At 67.7% G+C, this 18808-nt stretch carries 21 protein-coding genes; 13 read left to right on the top strand and 8 right to left on the bottom strand.

The features are described from left to right. Window positions 1-28: 28 nt before the first annotated feature. Window positions 29-907 carry an ATP-dependent sacrificial sulfur transferase LarE gene (gene larE, locus AC5FRV_RS19230; RefSeq protein WP_493562707.1) on the bottom strand — a complete coding sequence of 293 codons (879 nt, stop codon included), beginning with the start codon at window positions 905-907 and terminating at the stop codon, window positions 29-31. A 210-nt stretch (window positions 908-1117) separates the two neighbouring features. Between larE and AC5FRV_RS19235 the strand changes: the two genes are divergently transcribed. The 7 genes from AC5FRV_RS19235 to AC5FRV_RS19265 all read left to right on the top strand — a co-directional run bounded on the left by AC5FRV_RS19235 (window position 1118) and on the right by AC5FRV_RS19265 (window position 7797). Continuing rightward, complete coding sequence (locus tag AC5FRV_RS19235; RefSeq protein ID WP_493562708.1) at window positions 1118-1894, top strand: P-loop NTPase; 777 nt, start codon at window positions 1118-1120, stop codon at window positions 1892-1894. A gap of 247 nt (window positions 1895-2141) precedes the next feature. Next, window positions 2142-4217, top strand: a complete 2076-nt coding sequence (locus AC5FRV_RS19240; RefSeq protein ID WP_493562709.1) for a helix-hairpin-helix domain-containing protein — start codon at window positions 2142-2144, stop codon at window positions 4215-4217. Window positions 4218-4434: 217 nt separating this feature from the next. Next, window positions 4435-4662, top strand: coding sequence for a hypothetical protein (locus AC5FRV_RS19245; protein ID WP_493562710.1), 228 nt, complete (start codon window positions 4435-4437; stop codon window positions 4660-4662). Window positions 4663-4721: 59 nt separating this feature from the next. Next, window positions 4722-5150, top strand: a complete 429-nt coding sequence (locus AC5FRV_RS19250) for a plastocyanin/azurin family copper-binding protein (protein WP_493562711.1) — start codon at window positions 4722-4724, stop codon at window positions 5148-5150. 146 nt (window positions 5151-5296) lie between these two features. Beyond that, window positions 5297-6424, top strand: coding sequence for an ORC1-type DNA replication protein (locus AC5FRV_RS19255; protein ID WP_493562712.1), 1128 nt, complete (start codon window positions 5297-5299; stop codon window positions 6422-6424). 125 nt (window positions 6425-6549) lie between these two features. Continuing rightward, window positions 6550-7023 (top strand): GNAT family N-acetyltransferase, encoded by a 474-nt coding sequence (locus AC5FRV_RS19260; RefSeq protein WP_493562713.1) that lies wholly within the window; start codon window positions 6550-6552, stop codon window positions 7021-7023. 63 nt (window positions 7024-7086) lie between these two features. Next, window positions 7087-7797, top strand: a complete 711-nt coding sequence (locus AC5FRV_RS19265) for a hypothetical protein (protein ID WP_493562714.1) — start codon at window positions 7087-7089, stop codon at window positions 7795-7797. A gap of 468 nt (window positions 7798-8265) precedes the next feature. Here AC5FRV_RS19265 and AC5FRV_RS19270 read toward each other — a convergent pair whose 3' ends face one another. Together AC5FRV_RS19270 and AC5FRV_RS19275 are read right to left on the bottom strand one after the other, a co-directional pair. Further along, window positions 8266-8835 (bottom strand): endonuclease dU, encoded by a 570-nt coding sequence (locus AC5FRV_RS19270; protein ID WP_493562715.1) that lies wholly within the window; start codon window positions 8833-8835, stop codon window positions 8266-8268. Continuing rightward, window positions 8835-9020, bottom strand: coding sequence for a DUF5786 family protein (locus AC5FRV_RS19275; RefSeq protein WP_089813525.1), 186 nt, complete (start codon window positions 9018-9020; stop codon window positions 8835-8837). The genes AC5FRV_RS19270 and AC5FRV_RS19275 overlap by 1 nt, the downstream gene beginning before the upstream one ends. 105 nt (window positions 9021-9125) lie before the next feature. Here AC5FRV_RS19275 and AC5FRV_RS19280 point away from each other — a divergent pair, with 105 nt between their 5' ends. After that, window positions 9126-9737, top strand: a complete 612-nt coding sequence (locus AC5FRV_RS19280; RefSeq protein ID WP_493562716.1) for an MBL fold metallo-hydrolase — start codon at window positions 9126-9128, stop codon at window positions 9735-9737. Window positions 9738-9792: 55 nt separating this feature from the next. On the opposite strand, the gene AC5FRV_RS19285 is transcribed toward AC5FRV_RS19280, so the two are convergent. Continuing rightward, a complete protein-coding gene (locus AC5FRV_RS19285; RefSeq protein ID WP_089813521.1) occupies window positions 9793-9942 on the bottom strand; it encodes a 50S ribosomal protein L40e in 150 nt (49 codons plus the stop codon). Window positions 9943-10104: 162 nt separating this feature from the next. Between AC5FRV_RS19285 and AC5FRV_RS19290 the strand changes: the two genes are divergently transcribed. After that, complete coding sequence (locus AC5FRV_RS19290; RefSeq protein WP_493562717.1) at window positions 10105-11151, top strand: hypothetical protein; 1047 nt, start codon at window positions 10105-10107, stop codon at window positions 11149-11151. A 24-nt stretch (window positions 11152-11175) separates the two neighbouring features. On the opposite strand, the gene AC5FRV_RS19295 is transcribed toward AC5FRV_RS19290, so the two are convergent. Further along, window positions 11176-11349 carry a hypothetical protein gene (locus AC5FRV_RS19295; RefSeq protein WP_493562718.1) on the bottom strand — a complete coding sequence of 58 codons (174 nt, stop codon included), beginning with the start codon at window positions 11347-11349 and terminating at the stop codon, window positions 11176-11178. Window positions 11350-11679: 330 nt separating this feature from the next. Between AC5FRV_RS19295 and AC5FRV_RS19300 the strand changes: the two genes are divergently transcribed. Beyond that, the gene (locus AC5FRV_RS19300) at window positions 11680-13566 is read left to right on the top strand and encodes a glycoside hydrolase family 9 protein (RefSeq protein WP_493562719.1); all 1887 of its coding nucleotides are present in this window, start codon (window positions 11680-11682) and stop codon (window positions 13564-13566) included. 43 nt (window positions 13567-13609) lie between these two features. Here AC5FRV_RS19300 and AC5FRV_RS19305 read toward each other — a convergent pair whose 3' ends face one another. Continuing rightward, window positions 13610-14155 carry a DUF367 family protein gene (locus tag AC5FRV_RS19305; RefSeq protein WP_493562720.1) on the bottom strand — a complete coding sequence of 182 codons (546 nt, stop codon included), beginning with the start codon at window positions 14153-14155 and terminating at the stop codon, window positions 13610-13612. Window positions 14156-14374: 219 nt separating this feature from the next. Between AC5FRV_RS19305 and AC5FRV_RS19310 the strand changes: the two genes are divergently transcribed. The 3 genes from AC5FRV_RS19310 (at window position 14375) to AC5FRV_RS19320 (ending at window position 16869) form a co-directional block, all read left to right on the top strand. Beyond that, window positions 14375-16102, top strand: coding sequence for a redoxin domain-containing protein (locus AC5FRV_RS19310; protein ID WP_493562721.1), 1728 nt, complete (start codon window positions 14375-14377; stop codon window positions 16100-16102). Between the two features lie 72 nt (window positions 16103-16174). Beyond that, window positions 16175-16501, top strand: a complete 327-nt coding sequence (locus tag AC5FRV_RS19315; RefSeq protein ID WP_493562722.1) for a nuclear transport factor 2 family protein — start codon at window positions 16175-16177, stop codon at window positions 16499-16501. Between the two features lie 98 nt (window positions 16502-16599). Further along, window positions 16600-16869, top strand: coding sequence for a PRC-barrel domain-containing protein (locus tag AC5FRV_RS19320; RefSeq protein ID WP_493562723.1), 270 nt, complete (start codon window positions 16600-16602; stop codon window positions 16867-16869). Between the two features lie 24 nt (window positions 16870-16893). On the opposite strand, the gene AC5FRV_RS19325 is transcribed toward AC5FRV_RS19320, so the two are convergent. Together AC5FRV_RS19325 and serS are read right to left on the bottom strand one after the other, a co-directional pair. Then, window positions 16894-17076 (bottom strand): hypothetical protein, encoded by a 183-nt coding sequence (locus AC5FRV_RS19325; protein WP_493562724.1) that lies wholly within the window; start codon window positions 17074-17076, stop codon window positions 16894-16896. 18 nt (window positions 17077-17094) lie between these two features. Next, on the bottom strand, window positions 17095-18477 hold the full coding sequence (serS, locus tag AC5FRV_RS19330; protein WP_493562725.1) for a serine--tRNA ligase: 1383 nt from the start codon (window positions 18475-18477) through the stop codon (window positions 17095-17097). Window positions 18478-18808: the final 331 nt, after the last annotated feature.

Below are 18808 nucleotides of genomic sequence, written 5' to 3' on the forward strand. Positions count from 1 at the left end.
ACGGCGTCGAACCGCGCTCAGTCGTCCGTCAGTCCTCGGTCGCAGTCGGGTAGTCGGTGCCCAGCAGGTCGTCGGCCGAGGCGGGCTCGTCCTCGGCCTCGGCGGCGGGGCTCACGCTCCCGGTCTGGTAGCCGTGCAGGTCCAGCGTGACGTGGTCGAAGCCGACGTCGGCGATGTGGTCACGGGCCGCCCGGACGAAGTCAGGGTCCAGCGCCACGTCGAGTTCCTCCTCGCCCACCTCGATGCGGGCGAGGCCGTCGTGGTCGCGCACGCGGAACTGCTCGAAGCCCCACGTCCGGAGGAGGCGTTCGGCCTTCTCGACGCGGGAGAGGCGGTCCTCGGTGACTTCCAGGCCCGTGGGGATGCGCGAGGAGAGGCACGCCATCGAGGGCTTGTCCGCCACCGAGAGGCCGTACTCGCGGGCAATCTCGCGGACTTCCTCTTTGGTGATGTCGTGCTCGAGGAGCGGGGAGTAGGCGTTCAGCTCTTCGACGGCGCGGAGGCCCGGGCGGTGGCCCTCGCCGGGGTCGGACGCGTTGGTGCCGTCGCAGACCACGTCGATCCCCTGCTCGCGGGCCTCGTCGTACATGGCCGAGAGGCGCATCGACCGGCAGTGGTAACAGCGCTCGTCGTCGTTGGCGACGAACGACTCGCTGTCGAGTTCGGAGAACTCCACGATCTCGTGGCGGATGCCGATCTCCTCGGCGACGCGGTTGGCGTCCTCGAGTTCGGCCGCCGGGAGCGTCTCGCTCTTGGCGGTGCAGGCGACGGCGTCGTCGCCGAGCGCGTCGTGGGCGATTGCGGCGACGACCGAGGAGTCGACGCCCCCGGAGAAGGCGATCAGGACGGCGTCACGCTCGGCGAGGTCGGCGCGAGCAGCGTCGAGTTTGGCCGCGACGGCAGTCATGGGCTGTCGTTCGGTACGCGGAGAGAAAAGTCCGTTGCGTCTCGCGCAGTGCCCCAGTTCGATTGACACGACGGTGTCCGCCGTGACCACGACCCCGGTTAGACGGCCGCCAACAGCCGTCTCCTCCCCGCAGATCCCGGCGACGTCCGGCGGTCCGATGACGCGCGTCATACGCACTTTTACAACCGAGAATCGCGAACTCACAGCTCCATGGGGGTCTATACCATCGCGGGCGGCAAGGGCGGCGTCGGCAAGTCCACGACGACGGCGTCGCTCGGCGTCGCGTTGCACGACGCCGGCTTCGACGTCGTCCTGGTCGACGCCGACCTGGCACTGCCGAACCTCGCCGAGGTCCTCGGCGAGCCGAACGAATCGGGAATCCACTCGGTACTGGCGGGCGAGGCGGCCGTCGACGACGTCCTCCGCGCAGTCGCTGACGGGCCGGACCTGATCGCCGGCGGCCAGACCATCGAACACTTCGAACAGGCCGACCCGGCGAACCTGCGGGCGGTGATCGACCCGCTCGACGACGAGTACGACGTCGTCCTGGTCGACACCGGCGCGGGGCTGAGCCACGAGGCGCTCGTCGCGACGGGGCTGGCCGACGGGACCGTGCTGGTGACGACGCCACAGGAAGCGGCCGTCGACAACGTCGCCAAGACCGCCGAGTTCGTCGACCACGCCGAGGCGACGGTACTGGGCGCCGTGGTGACGCGGACGACTGCGGACACCGACCTCGGCGACATCGCCGGCCGACTCGGCGTCCCCCTCCTCGGCGCGGTTCCGGAGGACGCCGCCGTCGACGCGGCGCCCGCCACCACCGGCGCGGCGGGCGACGCCTACCGCTCGCTCGCCTCGACGCTCGCGACCTGCCACGACGGCTGGGAAGACGGTGAGGAGGGAGCCGTCGACGCCCCCGCGAGCGTGGCCCTCGACGCCCCCCAGCGGCGCGGGCCGACCGGAACCGAGAGCGTCTCGGCGGACTAGTCTCGTCGGCGTCCGGCCGAACTGCGTGAGGCCGGGCTCGGGAGACGAGCGGAGCGAGTCTGTCGGCGTCCACGCGAACAAAGTGAGCGTGGGCTCGATAGACGAACGAAGTGAGTCTATCGGCGTCCTGTCGAGCGCAGTGAGACAGGGCTCATCGGATGAGCAGCGCGAATCCGATGGCGTGCGACCGGACGCGTGTGAGAGCGACAACCCTTTTGCCGAACGGGCGGGTACCCGGTCACAGTCAATGGACCTCGAATCGGTCTCGGGCGTCGGCAGCAAGACGGCCGACGCGCTCGCCGAACTCGACGACCCGGAGCGCGCGCTCCGCGAGGGCGACGTCGCCGAACTGGCCCGCGCCCCCGGGATCAGCGAGGGGCGGGCCGCCCGCATCGCTCGCGCGGCTATCCGGGACGACCACGACGACCCCGGCGGGTTCCTGGCGACCGACCGCGCCCGCGAACTCTACCGGGACGCGCTCGACCTGCTCCAGGCGCGGACCGTCACGGACTACGCCGCCAAACGCCTCGAGACGATCTACCCCAGTTCGGTTCCCGGGCGCATCGAAGCGGTCCGGGAGTTCGCCGAGCGAGCGATGGACCGTGAGCCCGACGCGGACGTGCTGGCCGCCCTGGAGGACGTCGAGCCACTCGTCGAACCCGGCGACGTCCGCGTCAGGGACCGGTGTCTCGCGACGAGCGACGCCGAGCGCTACGCCGAGGCACAGTCCGCGATTCCCGAGATATCGGTGGAAATCGTCGACGACACCCGCCAGCTCGCCGAGCTCGGGCGCAGCTACGCGACGGTCGTCGCGCTGGACGAGTCCTTCGCCGGCGTCGAGGTTGCGGGCGACGTCCGCGTCGAACCGGACGCTCTGGAGAACCCGGCCGACGTCGTCCCCGAGCGCCCGCTGGCCTTCTTCGCGCGCAATCGGGACCGCCTGCAGGCCGCGGCGAAAGTGCATCGGGTCGCGGACCTGGAGCCGGCCTGTGATCTGGACGCCCTCGAATCGGCGCTCGACCGCCTCAACGAGGACGGCAGCGTCCGCGACGACGGCGAACTCGACCGGCTGTCGACGGCCGTCGACGACCTCGACGCCGCGGTGTCGACGGCCGAATCGGTGGCCAACGACCATCTGCGGGAGGCCATCGAAGAGCAGGACGTCACCATCGAGGGGACGGACCTGCTATCGCTGGTCGAACGCGGCGCCGGCGTCGACTCGCTGCTCTCCCGGGAACTGGCCGACGAGTACGACCGCGCCGTCGAGAAGGCCCGCGACCACCTCGTCGACGCGCTCGACCTCCGGGACACCGAGGCGACCGCCCGGCGGGCGTTCCCCGACGACCCGACCTACCCCGTCGACCACGACGAGAACGCGGTGTCGCGCCTGCGCGAGGAACTGACGACTGCGCGGGACCGCCGGGCGGCCAGGCTCAAGCGCGAGGTGGCGAGCGACCTGGCAGGCCTGCGCGAGGACGCCGAGTCGCTGGTCGACGCCGCGCTCGAACTCGACGTGGAACTGGCCGTCGCCCGGTTCGCCGAGGACTTCGAATGTACGATTCCCGCCGTAGGAGGCGTCGACGGGGAGCCGGAAGACGAGCCCGGTTTCGCCATCGAGGGCGGGCGCTCGCCGCTGCTGGACGTCCCCTTCGACGACGTCGACCGGGTCGACTACCGCGTCGAGGGGATGGCCATCCTCTCCGGGGTCAACAGCGGCGGGAAGACGTCGACCCTGGACCTGGTCGCGCTGGTGACCATCCTGGCCCACATGGGGCTGCCCGTCCCCGCCGAGTCGGCCCGCGTCGAGCGCGTCGCGGAACTCCACTACCACGCCAAGACGCAGGGCACCCTCGACGCGGGCGCCTTCGAGTCGACGTTGCGGGACTTCGGCGGACTGGTGACGGATATCAGTTCGGACCGACCGATCATGGTGCTCGTCGACGAACTGGAGTCCATCACCGAACCCGGCGCCGCCGCGACCATCATCGCCGGCATCCTCGAAGCGCTGGGCGAGCGCAACGCCACGGGCGTGTTCGTCTCCCACCTCGCGGGCGACGTCATCGACGCCGCCGACACCGACCTCACCGTCGACGGCATCCAGGCCGAGGGGCTCGTCGAGGGCGAACTCCGGGTGAATCGCTCGCCGGTCAAGGGGACGCTCGCACGCTCGACACCGGAGCTCATCGTGGAAAAGTTGGCTGAAAGCGAGGCCGAACGCAGAGAGGCCTCGAACAGCGCGAGCGACGGGGAGCGAACGGCGGCGAACGGCGGCGAGCCCGGAGGCGGTTTCTACGATGATTTGTTGGCGAAGTTTGAGGAGTAGGACGGTCTGAGCGGAGCGAAGACCGTCGAAACGACGAACGGCGACCGCAGGGAGCCGTGAGGCAGGCCGGGCCCGAACGGAGTGAGGGGCCGGCTCAAGTCCAACCGCAGCGACGCATTCGAAATCGCAGGACAGCGACGGATTCGACTGTCCCATCGCCCGCTAGCTTTACGCCATCAGGCCACCTACGTGAAATACGCTACCGTCCCACACATCCATGAACAGACAGCACCGACGACTGGCGGGGGAGTGTGCCGATCTCAGAGAGCGGCTCGCCGAGACGGAGGAGCGCGTGGAACAGCTACAGAACACCCTGCAGGCCGTCGCCCGGGAGGCCGGCATCGCCTCGGTCACGCATCCCTGTCGGCGGTGCGAACAGAGCCTGCTGCTCGTCCGCGACGGGCGAATCTACTGCCCCAGCTGCCGGTACGGCCGGTCGGTCTGACCGGGCCCGGCGAGACACCGATCGAAAGGTACCTGTCCCGGGCGGCCCGTTCCACGGGCATGCGACGACGGACACTACTGGGGACGATAGCCGGGTCTTCGCTCGCTGGGCTCGCGGGCTGTAGTAGCGACGGCGGCGACGGGTCGGGCGGTGACGGCGGCGCCGAAGAGAACGAAGTCGCAGTCGGGCCCGGGGGGTCGCTGACCTTCTCTCCCGAGACGATCATCGTCTCGCCCGGGACGACCGTGACCTGGACGTTCGAGAGCGCCTCGCACAACGTCTCCTGTAATCCCGAGCACGACAGCGCCGACGCGGTGTCGCTGCCCGAGGACGCCGAGCCGTTCGCCTCCTACGAGGGGGACGACCGGTTCGCCACCGAGGAGGAGGGCGCGACGTTCGAACACACCTTCGAGGTCGAAGGGACGTACGACTACGTCTGCGTCCCCCACGTGACCAGCGGGATGGTCGGAACCGTGGAAGTGGAGTAGCTCGAGAGTCGGCTTCTGCGAACGGAACATCCGGTGCAGCGTGTGATTGCCACGCGTTCCCGCGATCGGCCCCGTCGCCCTCTGTCGGTTTCACTTTCACCGTAAGTGGTAAATCGTTAAGTGTCGGCAGCACCCCAGTGAAAGTGATGAGCGACGACCCCGGAGACGATATGCTCGGGTGGGACGAGTCCGTGTTCCGCAACGAGCACGTCTTCGAGATCGACTACCTCCCCGAGACGTTCAAACACCGGGAGACGCAGATGGAGACGCTCAAGTACTCGCTGCGTCCCGCGGTCCGGGGTTCCCGACCGCTGAACGTCATCGCCCGCGGGCCGCCCGGGACCGGCAAGACGACGGCGACGCAGATACTCTTCGACGAGTTGCGCGCCCAGACCGAGGTGCAGGCGGTGCGGGTCAACTGCCAGGTCGACTCCACCCGCTACGCCGTGTTCTCGCGTCTCTTCGCCGAGATATTCGACTACGAACCGCCGTCGTCGGGCATCTCTTTCAAGAAGCTGTTCTCCCAGATCACCGACCGCCTCGTCGAGCGCGAGGAGGTGCTCGTGGTCGCGCTGGACGACGTCAACTACCTCTTCTACGAGTCCGAGGCCAGCGACACGCTGTACTCGCTGTTGCGCGCTCACGAGGCCCACTCGGGCGCGAGGATCGGCGTCATCGGCATCTCATCGGACCTGGATCTCGACGTCATCGACGAACTCGACACGCGCGTCCAGAGCGTCTTCCGGCCCGAGGAGATCTACTTCAACAAGTACGACCAGACCGAGATCGTCGACATCCTCAGAGAGCGCGTCGACCGGGGCTTCCACGAGGGCGCCGTCGGCCCGCAGGTGCTGGACCGCGCGGCCGAGTTCACCGAGGAGCAGGGCGGTGACCTGCGGGTCGGCATCGACCTGCTCCGGCGTGCGGGGATGAACGCCGAGATGCGGGCCTCCCGCTCCGTCGAGACCCAGGACGTCGAGAAGGCCTACGACAAGTCGAAGTACGTCCACCTCTCCCGGCGGCTGGGCGAACTCACCGACTCCGAGAGCGCCCTCGTCGAGGTCATCGCCGAGAACGACGGCGAGCGCGCCGGCGACATCTACGAGGCGTTCAACGACCAGACCGACCTGGGCTACACCCGCTACTCGGAGATCATCAACAAGCTCGACCAGCTCGGCATCATCGAGGCGAGCTACACCAACGTCGAGGGACGGGGCCGGTCGCGGGAACTGACGCTGCAGTACGACTCTGACGCCGTGCTGGAGCGGCTGTAGCACCGGCGGTGGCCGGTGTGTGGAGAAGTGCCCCGCGACGGCAACCGTTATTCCGCCAGTGTGAGCAGTCGTGGGCATGCCAGGTCCTGCATTCCTCACCGGCGACCGCCTGACTCCTGCAGGCGGTGACGACCGACGACTGCGAGTTCATCGCGAACCACTGGAACAGCCCGCAGATTCGGCGATACACCAGCCAGCACGACCCCCAGTCTGTGTCCGACGTGCGCGAGATGGTCGAAGAGAGCGACGATAGCTTCGTGGATTTTCTCCCCTGTCGGGACGGCGAGCCGGTCGGGTTCGCCTGGGCGTTCAACGTGAACGACGTCAGCGGCCACGGCGAGATCGGCTACTGGATCGTCGAGTCGGAGCGCGGGCAGGGCTACGCCACGGAGACGGTCGACCTGCTGGCCGAGTGGGCGTTCCACGACCGGCAACTCCACCGGCTCCAGGCCCGCGTGTTCGCTGGCAACGAGGCGTCGATGCGCGTCCTGGAGAAGGCCGGCTTCGAACGCGAGGGCGCCATGCGAGAGGCCTACCGCGTCGAGGGGGAGTTCGTCGACGCGGCGCTGTTCGGCCTGCTCGCCCGCGAGTGGGAGTAGGTGTGAGCTGTTATATCCGAGCGGGGAGAAGTTACATAAAGGATCCTTCGTAATGAGTGGCTGATGAGTAACTCATTCGAACACGACGCGATGGGCGGACACGCGACGCCGTCGCTGAACCTCGGCAAGATCACCGGGATGGCCACGGCGCTGGTCGTCCTCAACGTCGTCCTGATGCTGGCGCTGGCCTACACGCCGGTGGGCCCCATCGCCGCGGGGCTGTTCTCGAACTTCTTCATCGGGATCGCCATCTTCGTCGTCACCGTCGGGGGCGGATTCTGGGTATCGAACAAGGGGATCGAGAGCGGCAGTTTCCCGCTGGCCGGCGTCGGCGTGACGATGATCCAGGCCGGCTACGGCCTCTTCGGCGCGGCTATCCTCGCTGTGTTCGGTCAGCAGCAGGCACTCTGGATTCCGGCACTCGCCATCACCGCCGTCATCACGGGCCTCATCACCGCGGTCGTCGCCCTCGTCGTGTTCAAGACCGACCACTCCTTCGCCAACTGGCAGAAGTACTCCTGGGGCTTCTTCATCGGCGGGTTCGCGCTCGGTGCGGCCGGCTTCTTCATCAGCAGCCCGATGCTCATGCTGGTCGCCAGCGTCCTGTTCTTCCTCGGCTTCGTCGTCGACCTGACCTACGAGATCTGGGCCGTGAAGGCCAACCAGTACGCCAGCGACCTGCGCAACGCCATCGGCATCTACGTCGCCGTGATGGGCGTGTTCGTTCACGTCCTCCAGCTCGTCCTCCGCGTGCTCTCGATGCTGGACAACTGATTCCGGGGCGGTTTTTCTGGACGCTCGGTAAGAGTCGACGAAAACACCGCAGACAGAGGAAAGCCCTCGGCCCGCTCCGGGCCCGCGACTCGCTGTCGTCCGAGAATCGAAGCTTCTCGTGATGACGAAAGACGGCGCGCCGTCTTTCGAACCACGCGCGCTCCCTGCGGTCGCGTGCTTACTTCGTCGGGGCTCCCGGACCGAGCCTCGCCCTTTCATTCCTCCAGGGAACCTCATTGCTCGCCCGGCCTCACTTCGTTCGACCCGCGCTCACGATTGAACCACCAAATCTCCCCCGGATTCGCGCCTTGCTCACGGCTACGCCGTTCGCGCGATAGGTGGCGTGGTCCGAAAATCGCGGAGCGATTTTCGTCATCACGAGAGAGCTTCGCTCTCTCGAACGACTCCGCGCCACCCCGTCCGCGCCGAATCGCGCTTCCTGCAGCACGACCGCCAGTTCGTCCTTAGCTACCGCCTAAAGTCGTCGCGGGCGAACTCGTCGGCCGCCCTGGCGGCCAGCCTGGCGACCCGGAGTGGTTCGGGACGGCCACCTTCGGGCGTGAACCCGCGGACCGCGTCATTCGCCGCGTCGTCGTCGATGCCGACGTTGCGGACGAAGACAGTCTCGTCGTCGACCGAGAGGCGGCGGCGGTCGGGCTGGTCGCGGTAGGTCGCCAGCCGGTCGCGGACGACGTCGGCGTCGTCGAACGCCTCGCGGATGGCGGGTTCGAGGCCGAGACTCTCCTCGAAGGTGACCGAGAGCACCGGCAGGTCCGTCGCCTCGTGGATCCGGTGGAGGTCCAGCACGTTGAACCAGGCGGGAGCGATGCCGGCGACGAAGAGGTACTGGACGTCTTCGCGGTCGAGTCGGGCGACCATCTCGCAGACGGCAGCGGTCGCGTCGCTGCCGCCGACGGTGCAACTCCCGAAAACGTAGCCGTCGGTGACCCTGTCCGCTCGCACGACGCTGCCGGCGAGCGTGCTGAACTCTTCCTGGTAGGATTCGGCGACGCCGAGGGCGCGCGCCCCGGCCTTCATTACGTGTTCTCGTCGGTCTTGATGTCCTTCAGACGGTCCAGCAACTCGTCGTTCGAGGCCGTGAACTCGTACTCGACCTCGCCCTCGTGGGTGTTCTCGGCCGTGTCGACACCCTCGTCGTCTTCGAAGTCCGTGTCATACTCCTGATTATCTTGTTCCGATTCGTCGTAGCTCCCAAACCCCATACACGAAAGACTATGAGGTTCTTATTGAAAAATCACTCGCCGGAAAAGTTGGCAACCTTACACTACTTCGCCACACTCAAGCGGCGACCGGCCGACCACGTGTCCATGGAGGTCCACACTGTTACCGACGCCGCGGAGTCGTTCACCTGCAACGCCTACCTGGTCGACGGCGAAGTCACGACGCTGGTCGACGCCGGCGCCTACCCTGGCGTCGTCAGTACGATCAAAGAGCACGTCGACGACGTCGACAGGGTCGTCCTCACCCACCAGCACGGCGACCACGTCGCGGAACTCGACGCGGTGCTGGACGCCTTCGACGCCGACCTGTCCGCCTACGGATCCCATCCGCGACGGGACCAGGGAATCGACGACGGCGACTCGGTCCAGATCGGCGACGAGGAATTCGAGGTGGTGTACACGCCGGGCCACGCCGACGACCACGTCTCGTTCGTCTCCGGGTCCGCGCTGTTCTCGGGCGACGTCGTGGTCCACGACGACGGCGCCTTCGACGACGGCAGTTTCGGTCGAACCGACATGGCGGGTCAGTCGCGCGACCGACTCGTCGAGTCTATCCGTCACCTGCTCGACCGCATGCCCGACTCCGTGGACCAGATGTACTCGGGCCACGGCGGCGTGTTCGAGGGCGACGTCCGCGAGGTCGTCGAGCGCGCGCTCGAGCGGGCGGAGCGCAGAGAGCCGAAGTACCCCGACGAATAGGGCGACGAGAGCTGGCGCTCGCAACTCGGAGAAGATCCGAAGAGCGGCCGCAGAATCAGGTCGACCGCGGCTCGCTCGCCTTCGGCCGCAGCTTCTTGTACCCGCACTTGCGGCACTTCTCGGCACCGCCGGGGTTCCGGGCGTTACAGCGCATGCAGATCTGTTTGTTGAGGAGTCGCTCCGACGCTTGCTCGAACTTGGCCATACCCACCCTTGACGGGCCTGCGTGGTTAAGCGTTTCCGAATTCGCCGCTCAGCGAATACCGTCGCTGACGAGAAGAACAACTCGAAAGCCCCCGGCCGCTCAATCGGCGACCAGACTTCACTGGCCCACCGCCGTTAAACCCCGGCAGCCCGACGTGCGAGTATGTACGACCGGATCGCGGACCAGCCGCTTACTGTCGAGGGGTACGACCTCACCCGCCAGGAGAAGGACACCTCCAGCGGGTTCACGCGGGCGACGACCACCGTCACACTGCGCGGGGAGGGCGTCGAGGGGAAAGGTGAGGACGTCACCTACGACACCGAAGACCACGACGCGTTCGAAGCGTTCGACGCCGACCTGTCCGGCGAGTACACGCTCGATTCGTTCTCCACGTTTCTCGACGACGTCGACCTGTGGCCCGAACCGCCACAGCGCGAGACGTCACGGCACTACCGGCGGTGGGCCTTCGAGAGCGCGGCGCTGGATCTGGCCCTGAATCAGGCCGACACCGACCTCGGGAGCGCCCTCGGCCGGGAGTACGACCCGGTGCGATTCGTCGTCTCGACGCGGCTCGCCGAGGACGAGGGCACCCCCTCGACCGACCGGGTCGACCACTGGCTCGACGTCGACCCGGGGATGGAGTTCAAACTCGACCCGACGCCGGCGTGGGACGCGGACGTGGTCGCCCACCTGGCCGACACCGACGCCGTCCGCGTGGTGGACCTGAAGGCCCTCTACGAGGACTCCCAGGTCGAGACGCCCGCGGAACCGGAGTTCTATCGCCGTATCGTGACGGGGTTCCCCGACGCTGTCGTCGAGGACCCGGGCGTCACCGAGGAGACTCGCTCGGTGTTCGACGGCCACGAGAATCGGGTGTCGTGGGACTACCCTATCACCGGCGTCGAGAGCGTCGAGGCGCTGCCGTTCGACCCCGAGTGGCTCAACTGCAAGCCCTCGCGGTTCGGCACCGTCGAGTCGCTGCTCGACTTTCTGGCCTACTGCGAGCGAAACGGGATTTCACTGTACGGCGGCGGCCAGTTCGAACTCGACGTCGGTCGCGGCCAGATCCAGCTCCTGGCGTCGCTGTGCTATCCGGACGGGCCGAACGACGTCGCCCCGGGCGGCTACAACGCGCCGGAACCCCAGGCAGGGCTGCCGAGCAGTCCGCTCTCACCGCCGGAGAAGCCGACGGGCTTTCGGTGGCCGTAGACGACCGTCTCACGCAGTACCCCGTTATTCGTTCCGGGGGCCCACGTAGTCGAGGTTAGGGAACGGGACGTACCCGATGTTCTCCTTGCCGTTTTGCGTGTCGTAGAGGTGGACACCGTGGTCACCCTCCTTCACTTCGTCGCAGGTCAACACTCGCTCTTCCGTCCCGACGACGTGTACTGCAAGTTTGTCTGCCATACCGATCAGCCTCACGGAAGGGTGTAAAGATCACCGACGCGTCAGGTGGGAGCAGGGAACCGTCGTCCGAACCGACCAGGCCCGTCAGCGGCCGGAACCAGCCTACTCGTCACGGTTCACTCGGCCGAGCAGGGCCGCCCTCTCTATCACGACCGTACCACGAAGCGGCTGGTCGGACCGAGCGCTCGTCCGAAGCGGAGAACGCTCCCGACGCGGCAGCAGTTTCCGGGACCAGATCCGTTGTTCGAAGCCGGATATCGCGGACGTATCTGGGAGGTACCAATAGCCTTTTGGCACAATGTTTTTGCTAACATTCGGGAATGGGGTAGTATGTCCGACGAGCGGCGGTCGTTGGCCTCTCGGCGTGCGTATCTCGCCGCGAGCCTGGGAGGAGTCACGTCACTCGCCGGGTGTCCGAGTCCGTACGACCGGCGACGCGGCGCGCCCACCGAAACCGAGACGCCGACCGAGACAGCGACGCCGACAGAGACGCCCCAGCCGACGGTGACGGAGCCCGCGACGGTGGGCGAAGACGTGCTCGTCGACCAGGTCGGTTACCGTCCGGCCGACGAGAAGGTCGCCGTCGTCAGGACCGCCGCGGAGACGTTCGACGTCGTCGACGTCGACAGCCGTTTGGTGGTCGAGAGCGGCGAACTGGGGGCCGAAATCGACGACGAGTCCTCCGGTGACACCGTCCGACAGGCAGACTTCAGTGACCTCTCTACCCCCGGGACGTACGCTCTCAGGACCGCAGACGGTTCGGCGGGGTCGTACACGTTTACCGTCGACGAGGGGGTCTACGGCGAGGCGCTCGCGGCGACATGCCGCGCCTACACGCTCAGGCGGTCGAACACCGAGATCGAAGACGACGTCACGGGGCTCGAACTGCGGCCCGGTCACACGCAGGACAGCGAGGCGAAGCTGTACTTCTCGGACGAGTTCCACGACGAGGGCGAGCGGATCGACGTCGCCGGTGGCTGGTACGACGCGGCCGACTACGGGAAGTACGTCCCCCTGGCCGCGGTGTCCGTCGCCCAGATGCTACTGGCACACGAGCGAAATCCCGCGGTCTTCGAATCGGGGCAACTGGGTATCGACGCGGCGCTGGCCGACGAGACGGCACCCGTCTGGCTGCCGGGCCTCCTCGCAGAGACGAGGTTCGAACTGGAGTGGCTGGAGAAGATGCAACGCGAGGACGGCGCCGTCTACCACAAGGTCGCCGGTACCGAGTGGCCATCGTTCGCCCCGCCGGCGGCGGACACTCAGCAGCGGTACGTGTTCGGCCTGTCGACGTTCGGCACCGCCCAGTTCGCTGGCGCGATGGCGCTCGCCGCCCGCGTCTACGAGGAGTACGACCCGGCGTTCGCTTCTCGCGCTCTCGAGAACGCGGAGGCGGCCTGGTCGTTCCTCCTCGACAACCCCGATCCGTACTTCCGGCACGACGAGGGGCAGAACAGCGGTTCCAGCAGCTACCGGAATCCCGGCACACTGGGCGACGACGGAGACCGTTTCTGGGCCGCGGCGGAACTGCTCAAGACGACGGGTGAGTCCCAGTACGCCGACTACCTCGAACGCGAACACGCGGACCAGTTCTCGGCCAAACCCTGGCCGGTCGAGTGGTACAGGACGTTCCCGCTCGGTCAATGGGCCTACTACACCGCCGACGCGGCCGCGCCGGACCGGCGCTCGTCCGTCGAGGACGCGATTCTCGCGTACGCTGACAGCCAGGTCCAGCAGATCCGTCGGGACGGGTACAACGTCGCACTGACGGAGGGCCAGTACTACTGGGGGTCGGCGAGGGTCGCCATCGGCGAGGCGGTCCTCCTCCTCGTGGCGAACGCCGTCGAGGCCGACGAGGCGTACGTCGACGCAGCGCTCGACCAGGTCCACTACGTCCTCGGTCGGACGCCGACCACCAGGTCCTACGTCACGGGCGTCGGCAAGAACCCGCCGGAGCACCCACACGACCGCCTCAGTGCCAGCACAGACGCTGACATTCCCGGCTACCTCGTCGGCGGCCCCAACAAGGACGGCGGCGACCCGGTGCTCGACGAGTACCTCGAATCCCGGCAACCGCCGCCGGCGAAGGCCTACGTCGACGACCAGGGGGCCTTCGCCGCGAACTCGGTGAGCACCGAATACTCGGCCCCGCTGGTGTTCGCCCTCTCGCATTTCACCGTCGGCGACGCCGTACGGCCACCGGAGGACGAGGAGTGACGCTCGACCGGCTGGGGCGCTGACCGCGGCCCTGCGGTCGGCGTCAGGGAGACTCGCGTTCCCGGTCCGGATCGTCCTCGGCGACGAGGTAGTCGTCCTGCACGGCGACGACCTCGCTGCTGTCCGCACACTCGGCGTAGCGCCGGAGCGGTTCCTCGTTGAGTTCCAGGAAGGTGTGGCCCCAGGTGAACTTCGAGAGGATCTCCTCGGCGTGGTCGCGCTCGCCGAGGATACAGAGGGCGCCGGCGAAGGCCTCGACGGTGTTGAGCTGGAAGGCGGTGCCGTAGTTGACGGGGTTGGCGGCGACGAGGAAGGGGAGTGACCGGTGGATCCCCTCCAGGTCGAAAGCCTCGCGCTGGGCGGTCTCCCAGGAGCAATCGAGCGCGACGAGACGGTCGTGACGTTTTCCGTCACCGGGTCCCGGGGCGTCCGCGGGCGAGAGCGCCTGGTCGGCGAAAGGGTTGAGGACGATACCGGGCGGGGTCGAGCGGGTCGCCTCGTGCAACTCCGCCAGGTCGAAGCGCGCGAGTTTCCGCGCGCTGCACTTCTTCGGGTCGTCGTCGCCCTCGTAGCGCACGTGTAGGTCCACGACGACCGGTAGGGTAGAGCGGGCTAAAAGCCCCACGAACGCTGATTCAGCGGCCGAAACGGGGTGCTCGCGGAGCACCGCGCGCCGTCACCCGTCGAGGGCGACCGACGCGTTCCGGTAATTGACGTTCCCGGCGACGAAAATCAACGCGCGCGCCAGGGATATCGGCCTCCGAATCGGCACGTACGCTTAAGTGCGGGAGCGAGAATGGTTTTGCCAGTGATCCCAGCGGGAACCGACGCACCGGAGTTCGAACTCCCGGGACTGGTCGACGGGGAACACCGCCGCGTCGCCCTCGGGGAGTTCCTCGGCGAGGACGTGGTGATCCTGGCGTTCTACCCGGCCGACTTCAACCCGGCCTGCGACTTCGACTCCGGCCTGGACGAACTCGACCTGTTCACGATGCAGAAGGACGTCGAAGTGCTCGCTATCGGGCCGGACACCCTCTACAGCCACGCGGCCTTCGCCGACGAGTACGACCTGCACATTCCCCTCCTCTCCGACACCAGCCACGACGTCGCCGAGACCTACGGCGTCGACTTCGAGGACGACGTCGGCCAGCGCCTCGTCGAACGGGCGGTGTTCGTCGTCGACCACGACGGCGTGATCCAGTACGCCTGGAGCACGCGCGACATGGCGGAACTCCCTCGCAGCGAGGAGATAAAGGACGCCATCGCCGACACCGGCGGCGACGACACCGCCTTCGCGCGCTACCGGGTCGGCCACGCCCACTACACCGAGGGGCGGCGGGCCTTCACCAGCGCGATGGGGTCGTACCGCGACTCGGAGTGGATGGTCGCCCAGTCGGACTTCAAGCGCGCCCGCGAGGAGTTCGAGGAGGCCGCCGACCACCTGGACAGTTCGGCCCGGTTCGTCGACGACGAGACGTTCGAGACGTACTACGAGCGCGCCCAGGAGAAAGCGACGGCGCTGTGGCAGGCCGCCGACTGGCTGAGCAAGTCAGCCAGCGAGTACTCCAGCGGCCGCGGCGCGGAGGGCCAGCGCCTGCGCGACGACGCCGAGGGACCCCTGGAGACCGCCCGCGACCTCGGCGAACCGGTCGACCCCGACGACTGGCCGCCCGACGAGGACGCCGACGACGAGCGCGAGAGCTTCCTCCCGCAGGACGACGAGAGCGACAGCGCGCTGGCGGTCGACATCGACGAGGCGGCCGAGAGCGACGACGGAGTCGACGCGGAATCGAGCGCCGGGGACGGCGTCGAGGACGGCGAGGAAATGGACTCCGACGAGATCGACGACGCCGAACTCGAAGAGATCGAGGCCGAACTCACCGCGAGCCAGCCCGAGAACCCCGAGGGCGAGGAACTCGAGGAGACGCCGACGAGCATGGTCGACGCGCCGCCCGAGCGGACAGGCGAGCAGGGCGACGGGAGTGACGTCGGAGGCGGCGACGGCGCCGAGGACGCTGGCGACGACGAAATCGACGACGACGACCTGAAGGAACTCGAGGCGGAGATGCAGGCGAGCCAGTCCGCCGCCGAGGCCGCCAGCCAGGCCGCCGCGGACGAGGACCCGTCCGACGACGGCGAACAGGCGCCCCTCGACGACGACGGGGGCGGCGAACTGGACGGGGATGCGGACGGGGCGGACAACGGGGTGGACCCGCTCGCCGAGTCGCCAGACGACGCACCGGCGGACCCCGACGCCGACCTGTCGAGCGGGGGTTCGCCAGCGCCCGGCGCGTCCCGGTCGCTCGAACCCGAGAGCAGTCCCGCTGCCGGCAGCAGCGACCAGCCTGTCGACGGCGATACCATCGATGACACAGCCGACGACGAACTCGGCGCGGACGACGTCCTAGACGACGAACCCCAGGGCGCCAGCGACGAGGACCTGGCCGACATCCCGACGGCCGAGGATCTGGCGGCGGACGAGGACGGTGGAGACGAGGCTGACGAACCGAGCGGCGAGAACGGCGGCGGCTACTGACCGCCGACGGATGCTGACCGGCGACGGACGCTGACCGCCGGATTGTAGTCGCTGGCCTCCGTCGTCGCTCGCATGGATCGGACGGCGATGGCGCGAGCGTACTACGAGGCGCTCGACGACGGGGAGTACGACCGCCTCACCGACCTGCTGGCCCCCGACTTCTCGCAGTCCCGGCCGGACCGGCGCTTCGACGGGCGCGACCGGTTCGTCGGGTTCATGCGCGAGGAGCGACCCCAGAACGACACCGCTCACCCCGTCGACGCCGTGTTCGAACGGTCGGACGGCGTGGCCGTCGAAGGACGACTGCTGGCGAGCGACGGTGACCTGATCGCAGCCTTCGTCGACGTCTTCGCTTTCGACGGCGACCAGATCGCCGAGATCCGCACCTATACGCAGTGAGCGGGAGTGAAGTCGGCTAGCGTGCTCGTGGCCGCGTGACGCCCATCGTCACTGAACCGACCAGTTGTTTTAATTACTCTTCGGCCGCAGTCCGGATTATGCGACAGGTCCTCGCAACGAAGCTCTCCGACAGGCCGGTGATGGGCGCCGACGGCGAACGCCTCGGCACGGTGCACAACGTCACGATGAATCCGACGACGGGCGAACTCGTCTCTGTCGTCGTCAATCCCGAGGGGGACCTCCACGGCTTCGACCGGACGGACGCGGGCCGCGTCCGCCTCCCCGCCTCCAGCATCCAGGGGCTCGACGATTATCTGGTGGTGAATCCGACGCGCGAGACGTGGAAGGGGAGCGAGGCCGAGTCGTGAGCGCGGTCGAGGTGAGGACGCTCCTCAGTCGAGTGCCGTAAACAGCACCACGGTGACCGCCACGACGGCGGCCATGGCGACCGCCCAGCCCAGTCGACCGGCGAGCCCGTCGGACATCGACGTCGCGAACGAGACGATGCCGATGCCGACGGCTGTCCCAAGAGCCAGCTTCAGTTCGTCGCGCTCTACCTGCGAGAAATCGAACATCGGAATCGCCACTCGTCGCTACTCCCCGTCGCCTTCACCCACCGCGGTCTCGCCGATGGGCTCGTGGCCCTCGATGACTTCCTGGCCGCCCATGTAGGGCTGGAGTGCCTCGGGCACGTCGACGGTGCCGTCCTCGTTCTGGTAGTACTCCAGAATGGCGACGATCACTCTGGGCGCGGCGACGCCGCTGCCGTTGAGCGTGTGAAGGTACTCCGCGGACTCGTGGCGCTCGGGCCGGTAGTGGATGCCGGCGCGACGGGCCTGGAAGTCCTCGAAGTTCGAGACGCTGGAGACTTCGAGCCAACGCCCGCCCTCCTCGGGACCCTCGTCCATGTCGTCACCGGGGGCCCACACCTCGACGTCGTACTTCTTGGCCTGCGTGAAGCCCATGTCGCCGGTGCACATGTCGAGCACGCGGTAGGGGAGTTCGAGGCGGTCGAGGACTTCGGTCGCCTCGTCCAGCAGTTCCTCCATCCGGTCGTAGCTCTCCCCCGGCCGGACGAAGTTGACCAGTTCGACCTTGTTGAACTGGTGGACGCGGACGTACCCCCGCGTCTCGGTGCCGTGCTCGCCGGCCTCGCGGCGGAAGTTCGGCGAGAAGGCCTGGTGCTTGACGGGGAGGTCGTCGTCCAGCAGGATCTCGTCGCGGTACATGTTGGTGACCGGCACCTCCGCCGTCGGGAGGAGCCACAGGTCGTCGTCGTCGTAGTCGTCGCCGTGGCGAGCGCCGACGCGGTAGGCGTCCTCGTCGAACTTGGGGAGTTGCCCGGTGCCGCGCATCGACGCGCTGTTGACCGGGATGGGCGGCGATACCTCCACGTACTCCTGCTCGCGGTGGACGTCGAGCATGAACTGGATCAGGGCGCGTTCCAGGCGCGCGCCGTCGCCCTTGACGAACTGGAACCCACCGCCGGCGACCTTCGCGCCGCGCTCGAAGTCCAGGATATCGAGTTCCTCACCCAGATCGTAGTGGGGCACCACGTCGTGGGGGAGGTCCCGCAGGTCGTCGAACCCCACGCGGGAGCGCTCGACGTTGTCCGACTCGTCCTCGCCGACGGGGACGGAGTCGTGGGGGACGTTGGGAATTTCGAGGAGCCGGTCTTCGAGTTCGGCTTCGAGCTCGTCGGCCCGGTCTTCGACGTCCTGAAGTTCCGCCTTGATCTCCGAGGAGCGCTCGATGGCCTCCTGGGCCTGCTCCTCCTCGCCCTCGCGCTTGTACTCACCTATCTGGCTGGAGACCTCGTTGCGCTGGTGGCGCAGGTCGTCGCCGTGGGCCTTCAGCTCCCGCCACTCCTCGTCGATCTCGAGGATCTCGTCCAGGTCGACGCCCGTGACGCCCTTGTGCTCGATGGCGTCCCGCACGACGTCGGGGTTCTCCCGGACGAACTGCCTGCTCAACATGGTTCGGGGTAAACGGGGGCTCTCCGTATACGTGTCGATGCTTCGTGGATGGCTGGCATGGGGATGGAACGGTGAGTCGGATACCCGATCATGAACTGCAACTACCAACAGCCAGAAAGCCCTCGGCCCGCTCGCCTCGCGCGGCTCGCTGTGCGCGCTCACTCCGTTCGCGTGCTTGCGTCGCCGTGCTTCGGCCACCGGGCATCGCCCTTTCAGTCTGCTCTGTAGGATCGCTAGACGGCAGGGCCGCGACTACGCTATATCGGTAGAATGCGAAGAGACGGGTGAATGTGTTCCGAGATCCGTCTCTTCACTCGTGAATCGGTGGCCA

It is taken from the genome of Halomicrobium sp. HArcel3 (genome assembly GCF_058933135.1).

Coding starts and splice junctions, on each gene's coding strand:
- larE (WP_493562707.1), bottom strand. CDS start 907: ATGACTGCCGTCGCGGCCAAACTCGACGCTGCTCGCGCCGACCTCGCC.
- AC5FRV_RS19235 (WP_493562708.1), top strand. CDS start 1,118: ATGGGGGTCTATACCATCGCGGGCGGCAAGGGCGGCGTCGGCAAGTCC.
- AC5FRV_RS19240 (WP_493562709.1), top strand. CDS start 2,142: ATGGACCTCGAATCGGTCTCGGGCGTCGGCAGCAAGACGGCCGACGCG.
- AC5FRV_RS19245 (WP_493562710.1), top strand. CDS start 4,435: ATGAACAGACAGCACCGACGACTGGCGGGGGAGTGTGCCGATCTCAGA.
- AC5FRV_RS19250 (WP_493562711.1), top strand. CDS start 4,722: ATGCGACGACGGACACTACTGGGGACGATAGCCGGGTCTTCGCTCGCT.
- AC5FRV_RS19255 (WP_493562712.1), top strand. CDS start 5,297: ATGAGCGACGACCCCGGAGACGATATGCTCGGGTGGGACGAGTCCGTG.
- AC5FRV_RS19265 (WP_493562714.1), top strand. CDS start 7,087: ATGAGTAACTCATTCGAACACGACGCGATGGGCGGACACGCGACGCCG.
- AC5FRV_RS19270 (WP_493562715.1), bottom strand. CDS start 8,835: ATGAAGGCCGGGGCGCGCGCCCTCGGCGTCGCCGAATCCTACCAGGAA.
- AC5FRV_RS19275 (WP_089813525.1), bottom strand. CDS start 9,020: ATGGGGTTTGGGAGCTACGACGAATCGGAACAAGATAATCAGGAGTAT.
- AC5FRV_RS19280 (WP_493562716.1), top strand. CDS start 9,126: ATGGAGGTCCACACTGTTACCGACGCCGCGGAGTCGTTCACCTGCAAC.
- AC5FRV_RS19285 (WP_089813521.1), bottom strand. CDS start 9,942: ATGGCCAAGTTCGAGCAAGCGTCGGAGCGACTCCTCAACAAACAGATC.
- AC5FRV_RS19290 (WP_493562717.1), top strand. CDS start 10,105: ATGTACGACCGGATCGCGGACCAGCCGCTTACTGTCGAGGGGTACGAC.
- AC5FRV_RS19295 (WP_493562718.1), bottom strand. CDS start 11,349: ATGGCAGACAAACTTGCAGTACACGTCGTCGGGACGGAAGAGCGAGTG.
- AC5FRV_RS19300 (WP_493562719.1), top strand. CDS start 11,680: ATGTCCGACGAGCGGCGGTCGTTGGCCTCTCGGCGTGCGTATCTCGCC.
- AC5FRV_RS19315 (WP_493562722.1), top strand. CDS start 16,175: ATGGATCGGACGGCGATGGCGCGAGCGTACTACGAGGCGCTCGACGAC.
- AC5FRV_RS19320 (WP_493562723.1), top strand. CDS start 16,600: ATGCGACAGGTCCTCGCAACGAAGCTCTCCGACAGGCCGGTGATGGGC.
- AC5FRV_RS19325 (WP_493562724.1), bottom strand. CDS start 17,076: ATGTTCGATTTCTCGCAGGTAGAGCGCGACGAACTGAAGCTGGCTCTT.
- serS (WP_493562725.1), bottom strand. CDS start 18,477: ATGTTGAGCAGGCAGTTCGTCCGGGAGAACCCCGACGTCGTGCGGGAC.